This window comes from Crossiella sp. SN42 (assembly GCF_023897065.1).
In the GTDB taxonomy this organism is placed as follows: Bacteria; Actinomycetota; Actinomycetes; order Mycobacteriales; family Pseudonocardiaceae; genus Crossiella.
In genome coordinates, this window is the sequence record NZ_JAMHIV010000063.1 from 21,651 (window position 1) to 30,199 (window position 8,549).

The window sequence follows — 8,549 nt, forward strand, 5'->3', positions numbered from 1 at the left end:
ACACCGCCGTGCCCGGCCGCCCCGGGCCGCCAGACCCCGGCGCTGCCCGGTGACCTCCGGCCTCCGCCTGGCGTTGTCCTGGCTCACCGTGCTGCCGGTGCGCACCGGCCCGGTCGACGCCGCCGTGGCCCGCACCGCGATCGCGCTGGCCCCCTTCGCTGGTCTGCTGCTCGGCGTGGCGGCCACCGCGGTCCTGTTCGCCCTGACCTGGCTGGGCGCCCCCGGTCTGCTGGCAGGGCTGCTGGTGGTCGGCCTGCTCGCGCTGGCTACCCGCGGCATGCACCTGGACGGCCTGGCCGACACCGCCGACGGCCTCGGCTGCTACGGCCCGCCCGAGCGCGCCCTCGCGGTCATGCGCGACGGCTCCGCGGGCCCGTTCGCCGTGGTAACCCTGGTCGTGGTGCTGGGCGCGCAGGCGGTGAGCCTGGCCGCGATCGCCGGGGCCGGGCGCTGGGGCGCGGTAGTGGTCGCGCTGGCCGCCGGCCGTGCCGCCTTCGCCTGGTGCTGCCGCCACGGCGTGCCCGCCGCCCGGCCCGAGGGCCTGGGGGCGCTGGTGGCGGGCTCCCAGCCGGTCGCGGTGCCGATCGCCTGGACCGCCTTCCTCACCGTGGCCGCCGCGGCCGCCACCTACGACCGGCCCTGGCTCGGGCCGATCGGGGTGCTGCTGTCGGTGGGCGTGGTGCTGCTGCTGGTGCGGCACGTGCGGACGCGTTTTGGCGGGGTCACCGGGGACGTGCTGGGTGCGGCGGCGGAGATCACCGTGTTGCTCGTGCTGGCGCTGGCTTCGTTCCACTAGCGGCGGTCGCGCCCGCGCTGGCCAGCACCACCAGCCCGATCGCGGCCAGCTGCCACCAGCCCAGCTCCTGCCCCAGCACCAGGAACCCGGCCAGCGCGGCCAGCGCCGGGTTCAGGCTCATCATGATCCCGAACGCCCCGGCGGGCAGCCTGCGCAGCGCGAGCAGGTCCATCGAGTACGGCACCGCCGAGGCCAGCAGCCCCACCAGCAGGCCCAGCGCCAGGTTCCCCGGCCGCACCAGCTCCGCCCCGGCCGCGCTGATCCCCAGTGGCAGCACCGCGATCGCGCCCACCGCCGCGCCCAGCGCCAGGCCCTCCATGCCACTGAAGGCCTGGCCCAGGTGGCGGGTGAGCAGGATGTAGGCCGCCCAGCAGGCCGCGCCGGCCAGTGCGAACAGCACGCCGACCGCGTCCGCGCCGCTCAGGCCGCTGCCCAGCAGCAGGACGCCGGCGCCGGCCAGGGCGGCCCAGAGGAAGTCGAGCTTGCGGCGGGACAGGGCGAGGGCCAGGGTCAGCGGGCCGAGGAACTCGAAGGTGATCGCCGCGCCCAGCGGCAGGCGCTGGATGGACAGGTAGACGCAGACGTTCATCACGGCCATCACCAGGCCGAACAGGATGATGGTCCGCCAGTCGCGGCGGGAGCGGCCGCGCAGCGCCGGGCGGGCCAGGACCAGCAGCAGCACCGCCGCGCCGGCCAGGCGGAGGGTGACCACGCCGAGCGGGCCCAGCGCCGGGTACAGGCTCACCGCCAGCGCGGCGGAGAACTGCACCGAACTCATCCCGACCAGGATCAGCGCCACCCCGTGCAGGCGGGCGCCGAGCTGGTCGGCCGGGGCGAGGGTCGCGGTCACGGCCCTGAGCCTAGGTAGCCGACGACGAACCCGGAAATGCTTATCACGCAGCGGTTATGCTTGGCGGTAATGGATGTCGAGCTGCGCCACTTCCGGTGCTTCCTGGCCGTCGCGGAGGAGGGCTCGGTGACCGCGGCCGCCGCGCGGCTGCACCTCACCCAGCCCGCGGTCTCGCGCACCCTCGGCCAGCTGGAGCAGCGACTCGGCCGGCGGCTGGTGGACCGCTCCACCCGGCACCTGCGGCTGACCGCCGACGGGGAGGCCTTCGCGGACAAGGCCCGCGCGGTGCTCGCCGCGGTGGCCGCCGCCCTCGACCCCGGGCCGGAACCGCCGCTGCGCCTCGGTTACGCCTGGGCCGCGGCCGGGCCGCACACCACCGGGATCCTGCGCGCCTGGCGGGAGCGGCGGCCCGAGGTGCCACTGGAGATCCGGCGGTTCGACGAGCGGACCGCCGGGCTGAGCCGGGGCGAGGTGGACGTGGCCCTGCTGCGGCACCAGCTCGACGACCCGCGGCTGGACAGCACCGCGCTCTACACCGAGGCCCGCTTCGCCGCGGTGGCCGCCGACCACCCGCTGGCCACCCGGACCGAGCTGACCCTGCGCGAGCTGAGCGGACTGCCGCTGGCGCGCAACGAGCTCTCCGGTACCACCACCCCCGAGCTGTGGCCGCCGGACGCGCCGCCAGGGGAGACCGTGCGGGTGCACAACGTGGACGAGTGGCTCACCGTGATCGCGGCCGGCCGGGCCGTCGGCGTCACCGCGGACGGCACCCGGCACCACCACATGCACGCGGGCGTGGCCTACCTGCCGCTGTCCGGGGTGCCGCCGGTGACGGTGCACCTGGCCTGGCCAGCCGAGCACCGGCACCCGCGGCTGGCCGAGTTCCTCGCGCTCACCAGGGAGATCGTCCGCGGTTAGCCGAGCTTGGTCATCCAGCCGTGCGGGTCGGCGCCACCGGTCTGGATGCCGGTCAGCGCGGCCCGCAGCTTCATGGTCAGCTCGCCCGGCTCGCCCCCGTTGACCAGGAACTCGCCACCGGCGTGCTTGACCCGGCCGACCGGCGTGATCACCGCGGCGGTGCCGCAGGCGAAGACCTCGGTCAGCTCGCCGGAGTCGACCTTCTTCTCCCACTCCTCGGTGGAGAACCGCCGCTCCTCCACCGCGTAACCCAGGTCAGCCGCCAGGGTCAGCAGCGAGTTGCGGGTGATGCCGGGCAGCAGCGCGCCGCTGAGCTCCGGGGTGACCACGCGGGCGTTCTCGCCCTCGCCGAGGACGAAGAACAGGTTCATCCCGCCCATCTCCTCCACCCACCGGCGCTCCACCGCGTCCAGCCACACCACCTGGTCGCAGCCCTGCTCCGCGGCCTGGGCCTGGGCGAGCAGCGAGGCGGCGTAGTTGCCCGCGAACTTGGCCGCGCCGGTGCCGCCGGGCGAGGCGCGCACGTACTCGGTGCACAGCCACACGCTCACCGGCCGGACCCCACCGGCGAAGTAGGCGCCCGCCGGGGAGGCGATCAGCACGTACAGGTACTCCTTGGCCGGGCGCACACCGAGACCCGCCTCGGTGGCGAACAGGAACGGCCGCAGGTACAGCGACTCGTCCTCCGCCGCGGGCACCCATGCCTTGTCGACGTCGAGCAGCTCGCGCACCGAGCCGAGGAACAGCTCGTCCGGCAGCTCCGGCATGGCCAGCCGCTGCGCCGAGGCGCGCAGCCGGGCCGCGTTGGCCTCCGGCCGGAACGAGGCGATCGAGCCGTCCGGCTGGCGGTAGGCCTTGAGGCCCTCGAAGATCGCCTGCCCGTAGTGCAGCACCATGGCCGCCGGGTCGAGCGGGATGCTGCCGTAGGGCACCACCGCCGCGTCGTGCCAGCCCTGCTCGGGGTTCCAGCGGATGGTGACCATGTGGTCGGTGAAGTACTGACCGAAACCGGGCTTGGCCAGGATCTCGGCCCGCCGCTCCCCCGACGCGGGCTGGGGGTTCAGGCTACGGGTGAACGACACCGTTGACGTCATGGCAGCAGCGTAGTACTTCGTGTTGCCCCCGACCATCGTCATCCCAATGGTCGGACGACCTACTGTTCAGTCCGCCCGGCCATTCCGGCCGGGCGGACCGACGTCTCACACCGCGGGCAGGCCCTCGGCGAGGTCCGCGGGCAGCACCGGTGCCGGCCACCCCGCGCCCGGGGTGAAGTCGCACCAGCTGCCGTCGAAGGGGAACGCGCCCTGTTCGGCCAGCGCGATCATCCGCTCGCCCTCGGCCCGCAGCCTGCCCATCTGGGCCACGCTGAACAGCCCGGCGGCGACCGCCTCCTCCGCCTCGTCCTCGTCCTTCCAGCACCAGGTCAGGTCCGGCTCGACCACCACGTCGAGCACCCCGTCCACCCGGTCCACGTAGTCCGCGCCGCGGCCCATCGGCAGTTCCAGGTTGACGTACCAGTGCCGGAAGGTGCCGTCGGCGTTGAAGAACCACCAGACGCTGGACCAGGCGTGCTCGTCCACCAGGCGCAGGTTGGAGTGGCCGTGCCAGCTGGAGAGCACCGGGATCCGGGGGATCCGGAAACGCTCGGACAGCGGGGCCTCGCGCTGGTGGCGGCCGTCGGCCAGCCGGGTCGCGCGGACCCTGGTGCCGTCCGGGATCCAGCAGATCAGCTGGGCGCCGTCGTCGCTGAGCACCCTGGCCGGGGTGACCGAGCCGAGGCTGCCGTCCAGGCGGCGGAAGCGGTAGAGGACCTCGTCGCCGGGCTGCCAGGGCATGGTCACCGACTCGGGTGGCGGCTGGGTGCGGGTCACCGGACGTGCGAGTCCACGAACGGGGGCTTCACGACCTCGCAGCGCAGCGAGCGGCCCCGGACGTCCAGGGTGACCTCGGCGCCGGGCTCCAGTCCGGCCGAGGTGTCCAGCAGGGCCAGCGCGATGCCGGTCTTCAGGGTCGGGGAGAACGTGCCGGAGGTGGTCTCGCCGACCTTCGCGCCGCCGCTGAGCACGGTCATCCCGGCCCTGGGCACGCCCCGGTCCAGCGCGCGCAGGCCGAACAGCTTGCGGGCCGGGCCGTTGGCGCGCTCGGCGGTCAGCGCCTCGCGACCCCAGAACGCGGGCTTCTTCCAGCCCACCGCCCAGCCGGAACCGGCCTGCACCGGGCTGATCTCCAGGGACAGGTCCTGGCCGTGCAGCGGGTAGCCCATCTCGGTGCGCAGGGTGTCCCTGGCGCCCAGGCCACAGGCCCGGCCGCCGTGCTTGGCCGCGACCTCCAGCAGCCTCGTCCACAGCGCGGGGGCGTCGTCCCAGGCCGGGATGAGCTCGTAGCCGTGCTCGCCGGTGTAGCCGGTGCGGCAGATCCGGACCGTGCTGCCGTTCCAGTCCGCGTCGGCGAATGCCATGTAGTCCATGTCGCTGGGCAGGCCGAGCTCGGCGAGCACCTCGGCGGACTTCGGGCCCTGCACCGCGAGCACCGCGAAGCCGTCGTGCTGGCCGGTCACCGTGACGCCCTCGGGCGCGGCGGCCACCAGCAGCTCGACCACCTTGGCGGTGTTGGCCGCGTTCGGGACCAGGAACACCTCCTCCGGCGAGACCAGGTAGGCGATCAGGTCGTCCACCACGCCGCCGGACTCGGTGCAGCACAGCGTGTACTGAGCCTTGCCGGGCGCGATCCGGTTCAGGTCGTTGGACAGGCTGGCGTTGACGAACTCGGCCGCGCCGGGACCGGCGACCAGGGCCTTGCCCAGGTGCGAGACGTCGAAGACGCCGACCGCCTCGCGCACCGCGGTGTGCTCGGCGACCACGCCGCCGTCGGTGTACTGGATCGGCATCTCCCAGCCGCCGAACGGCGCGAAGGTGGCGCCGAGGGCACGGTGTGACTCGTGCAGGGGGCTGGTGCGCAACGGGGTGTCAGTCACAAGGGGGGAAGTTACCGCCATTGCCCGGTGATCATGGCGGCGACGCAGGATCCAGCCACGACCGTGACCAGCGTCGCCAGCAACAGCACTGGTGGCAGGCTCATCAGCAGCACCACGGACAGGCCGAGGCCGAGGCAGGCGGTGCGCATCGGCCAGGTGCGGTCCTCGGCCAGCAGCAGCCGGGCCGCGGCGTTGGTGAAGGCGTAGTAGGTGAGCAGGCAGCAGGCCGCGAACTGCAGCGCGAGCTCCGGGCTGAGCAGCAGCACCAGCCCGCTCGCGCCCGCGGCGGCCAGCAGCTGGGCCCGCCACGGCGACTTGCTCAGGCCCAGCGGTAGCTCGCGGTTCCTGGACAGCGAGACCAGCGCGCGGCGCAGGTCCACGCTGACGATCACCGCCATCGCGCCCAGTGCCACCGCGGCGGCCGCGCTGATCAGCGGCAGCAGGACCGCGCCGTCGGCGGCCACCACCGCGTCCCGCAGCGGGGCGGGCGAAAGGGCCAGCCGGGCCGAGCCGAGCTGGCGCAGCGTCGCCCAGCCGAGCAGCAGGTAGAGCAGCGCGCCGAGGCCGATCACGAACGGGATGGCCAGGCGCACCTTGCGCTGCGGGTAGGCGCGGCCGTCCGCGGGCGAGGTGATCCGCTCGAACCCGATCAGCCCGAAGAACACCACCGAGCCCGCGGTGAGCAGCATCCGGGGGTTGTCCGCGCCCGGCTGACCGCTCACCGGAACCACCTGTTCGGGTGGCGGCACGGTGAAGCAGACGATGATCACCACGACCAGCACCGCGACCACGAACCCGGTGACCGCCCAGCTCACCCAGCGCGGGGTGGTCAGGTTCGCCGAGCCGAGCGCCGCGGCCAGCACGATCACCGTCACCGCGGCCACCCAGGGCCGCGCGGGCATCAGGTACACGCCGAAGGCCCCGGCCACCGCGGCCAGCGAGGCGAGCTTGCCGACCAGCAGCCCGGTGCCGGCCAGCCTGCCCGGCCAGCGGCCCAGGTGCTCCTTGGTGCAGGCATAACCGCTGCCGTAGCCCACATAGGCCGCGGACTGGTCAGAAGTGGAGAAGGCACTGCACAATGCCGCCAGCGCCGCGAGCAGCACGCCGACCAGCAGCCAGCGGCCGGCCGCCTCGGCAGCCGGGGCCAGCCCCACGAAGGCGCCCGCGCCGAGCATGCCGCCGAGGCCGAGCACCACCAGGTCGGGCACGCCGACCGCGTGACCGGATCCGGCCTGCGATGCTCGCTGTACGTCCAATGCCACCGACACACAGTATTCGGACTGTATTAAAGAGCGATAGCCGCCGTGGGGGCGGATAGCCCACTCGGATTAGCCTTCGGCAACACTGACCCAGGGAACAACACCGGGCCGGCGGCCAAGAAACCGCTTGCCGCGACAACGACGAACACACGCCGTCGCCGACCTCGACACGCGCAGCTCGGGCGGGACGGGATTAAGGAGCACACGTGACCGCGCCCAAGCTTGCGCTGATCGACAGCGATCCCAAATCCGTCGCCACCGACGCGGTGGTCATCGGCACCGTCCAGGGATCCGACGGCGTGCTCCTCGCGCCGGGCGCCGAGCAGGTCGACGCCGCGTTCGACGGCGAGCTGAGCACCCTGCTGAGCACCCTCGGCGCCACCGGCAAGGCCGACGAGATCGTCAAGCTGCCCGCACGCGGCGCGCTGACCGCCCCGCTGGTGGTCGCGGTCGGCCTCGGCGCGATCGCCGCCGGGCAGGACGGCCCGAGCAGCGAGCAGGTCCGCAGGGCCGCCGGGGTGGCCGCCCGCGCGCTGGCCGGGGTGACCAAGGCGACCGTGACGCTGTCCACTGTGGACCTCGGCGCCGCGGTGGAGGGTGTCGTGCTCGGCGCGTACGCCTTCACCGGCTACAAGTCCGACGCGGGCAAGGCGCCGCTGGCCAAGGCCGACTTCGTGGTCGCCGACGCCAAGGACAAGCACGCCAAGGCCGTGCTCAAGGCCAACACCGCGATCGCCGAGGCGGTCACCACCGCCCGCGACTTCGTCAACACCCCGCCCAACGACCTGTACCCGGCCTCCTTCGCCGAGCGCGCGGTCCAGCTCGGCGAGGCCGTCGGCCTGACCGTCGAGGTGCTGGACGAGAAGGCGCTGCGCAAGGGCGGCTTCGGCGGCGTGCTCGGCGTCGGCGGCGGCTCCTCCCGCCCGCCGCGGCTGGTGCGGCTGAGCTACAAGGGCCCGAGGGCGAAGAAGAAGGTCGCCCTGATCGGCAAGGGCATCACCTTCGACACCGGCGGCATCTCGATCAAGCCCGCGCCCGGCATGGACGAGATGACCATGGACATGGGCGGTGCGGCCGCGGTGGTGGCCACCGTGGTGCTGGCGGCCAAGCTGAAGTACCCGCTGGAGGTCACCGCGACCGTGCCGATGGCGGAGAACATGCCCTCCGGCACCGCCTACCGCCCCGGCGACGTGCTGACCATGTACGGCGGCAAGACCGTCGAGGTGCTCAACACCGACGCCGAGGGCCGCCTCATCCTGGCCGACGCCATCGTGCGGGCCGGCGAGGACAACCCGGACTACCTGATCGAGACCTCCACCCTGACCGGCGCCCAGGTGGTCGCCCTGGGCAGGCGCACCGCGGGCATCATGGGCAGCGACGAGTTCCGCGACCGGGTGGCAAGCATCGCCCGCGCCACCGGCGAGGGCGGCTGGGCCATGCCCCTGCCGGAGGAGCTCCGCGCCGACCTGGACTCCCGCCTGGCCGACCTGGCCAACGTCTCCGGCCACCGCTGGGGCGGCATGCTGACCGCTGGCATCTTCCTGCGCGAGTTCGTGCCGGAGGGCGTGCAGTGGGTCCACCTGGACATCGCGGGCCCGGCCTACAACTCCAGCGGCCCGCACGGCTACACCCCCAAGGGCGGCACCGGCGTCCCGGTCCGGACCCTGGCTGCTGTGCTGGCGGACATCGCGGAAAACGGCTGAGTTTTCAGGCCTGTGACATTGGCGCGCTCCGCGCGCGGGATTTTTCGCT

The 8,549-nt window shown here is 73.6% G+C and carries 8 protein-coding genes; 3 read left to right on the forward strand and 5 right to left on the reverse strand.

Annotated features, from left to right (window positions below):
* The first annotated feature begins 49 nt into the window (after positions 1 to 49).
* Positions 50 to 796 (forward strand): adenosylcobinamide-GDP ribazoletransferase, encoded by a 747-nt coding sequence (cobS, locus tag M8C13_RS43255; protein ID WP_252486662.1) that lies wholly within the window; start codon positions 50 to 52, stop codon positions 794 to 796.
* On the opposite strand, the gene M8C13_RS43260 is transcribed toward cobS, so the two are convergent.
* A complete protein-coding gene (locus M8C13_RS43260) occupies positions 756 to 1,646 on the reverse strand; it encodes a DMT family transporter (protein ID WP_252486663.1) in 891 nt (296 codons plus the stop codon). The two genes, cobS and M8C13_RS43260, sit on opposite strands and share 41 nt — an antisense overlap.
* Before the next feature lie 69 nt (positions 1,647 to 1,715).
* Between M8C13_RS43260 and M8C13_RS43265 the strand changes: the two genes are divergently transcribed.
* Complete coding sequence (locus M8C13_RS43265) at positions 1,716 to 2,564, forward strand: LysR family transcriptional regulator (protein WP_252486664.1); 849 nt, start codon at positions 1,716 to 1,718, stop codon at positions 2,562 to 2,564.
* Here M8C13_RS43265 and M8C13_RS43270 read toward each other — a convergent pair.
* The 4 genes from M8C13_RS43270 to M8C13_RS43285 all read right to left on the reverse strand — a co-directional run bounded on the left by M8C13_RS43270 (position 2,561) and on the right by M8C13_RS43285 (position 6,800).
* Positions 2,561 to 3,658 carry a branched-chain amino acid aminotransferase gene (locus M8C13_RS43270; protein WP_252486665.1) on the reverse strand — a complete coding sequence of 366 codons (1,098 nt, stop codon included), beginning with the start codon at positions 3,656 to 3,658 and terminating at the stop codon, positions 2,561 to 2,563. The two genes, M8C13_RS43265 and M8C13_RS43270, sit on opposite strands and share 4 nt — an antisense overlap.
* Before the next feature lie 105 nt (positions 3,659 to 3,763).
* Positions 3,764 to 4,435, reverse strand: coding sequence for a DUF402 domain-containing protein (locus M8C13_RS43275; RefSeq protein WP_374213368.1), 672 nt, complete (start codon positions 4,433 to 4,435; stop codon positions 3,764 to 3,766).
* A complete protein-coding gene (gene gcvT / locus M8C13_RS43280; protein WP_252486666.1) occupies positions 4,432 to 5,538 on the reverse strand; it encodes a glycine cleavage system aminomethyltransferase GcvT in 1,107 nt (368 codons plus the stop codon). The genes M8C13_RS43275 and gcvT overlap by 4 nt, the downstream gene beginning before the upstream one ends.
* A gap of 11 nt (positions 5,539 to 5,549) precedes the next feature.
* Positions 5,550 to 6,800: an amino acid permease gene (locus tag M8C13_RS43285; RefSeq protein ID WP_252486667.1), complete on the reverse strand. Its 1,251-nt coding sequence runs from the start codon at positions 6,798 to 6,800 to the stop codon at positions 5,550 to 5,552.
* 203 nt (positions 6,801 to 7,003) lie between these two features.
* Here M8C13_RS43285 and M8C13_RS43290 point away from each other — a divergent pair, with 203 nt between their 5' ends.
* The gene (locus M8C13_RS43290; RefSeq protein ID WP_252486668.1) at positions 7,004 to 8,500 is read left to right on the forward strand and encodes a leucyl aminopeptidase; all 1,497 of its coding nucleotides are present in this window, start codon (positions 7,004 to 7,006) and stop codon (positions 8,498 to 8,500) included.
* The last annotated feature ends 49 nt before the right edge of the window (positions 8,501 to 8,549 follow it).

What these genes read in the sequence shown, in the direction of transcription:
- M8C13_RS43265 (WP_252486664.1), top strand. Translation starts at nt 1,716, where the DNA reads ATGGATGTCGAGCTGCGCCACTTCCGGTGCTTCCTGGCCGTCGCGGAG.
- M8C13_RS43270 (WP_252486665.1), bottom strand. Translation starts at nt 3,658, where the DNA reads ATGACGTCAACGGTGTCGTTCACCCGTAGCCTGAACCCCCAGCCCGCG.